The organism is Mycolicibacter arupensis, from assembly GCF_002086515.1.
Classification (GTDB): Bacteria; Actinomycetota; Actinomycetes; order Mycobacteriales; family Mycobacteriaceae; genus Mycobacterium; species Mycobacterium arupense.
In genome coordinates this window covers 1-434 of the sequence record NZ_MVHH01000129.1, presented here as the reverse complement: position 1 = coordinate 434, position 434 = coordinate 1, and the positions used below count along the sequence as shown (strand labels likewise).

Genomic DNA, 434 nt, shown 5'->3' with positions numbered 1-434 from the left:
CTGCCGCTTGATGGGCTTCCGCAGGTGGTTGCAGCGCCTGCACCGGCGGTGACGGCGGTGTCGAATCTGCATGTGGTGGGTCTGCCTGCGTCGGTTCCGGCGACTGGAGCGCCGGCGGCGGCGCCGCCGGCGAGTGTGCCCGGTGGTGCGTCTCCGCCGGCCCCGGCGCCTGCCGCGCCGGCAGCGATGGGATTCTTTCCGGCCGTGGTCGGCTTCGGGGGCGGTCCCGGGGTGGGTTTCGACTCGACCAACCGGACGGGCAGTGGCACCGGTGCGCAGGCCAAGAGCCCGGCGTCGGACTCCGCAGCCGAGGCGTCGGCGGCACGCCGATCTTCGCGGACGCGTCGCCGGCGCAAGGCGCAGCTGCACGATCACGGGTATGCCGACATGAATGTGGAGGTCGATGCCGAATGGGCGCCACCGACCGGTGGGGG

The 434-nt window shown here is 73.3% G+C and carries 1 pseudogene; it reads left to right on the top strand.

Annotation, left to right across the window (positions count from 1 at the left end):
• Positions 1-24: 24 nt before the first annotated feature.
• A pseudogene (locus tag BST15_RS21005) lies at positions 25-434 on the top strand (hypothetical protein); the annotation flags it as partial.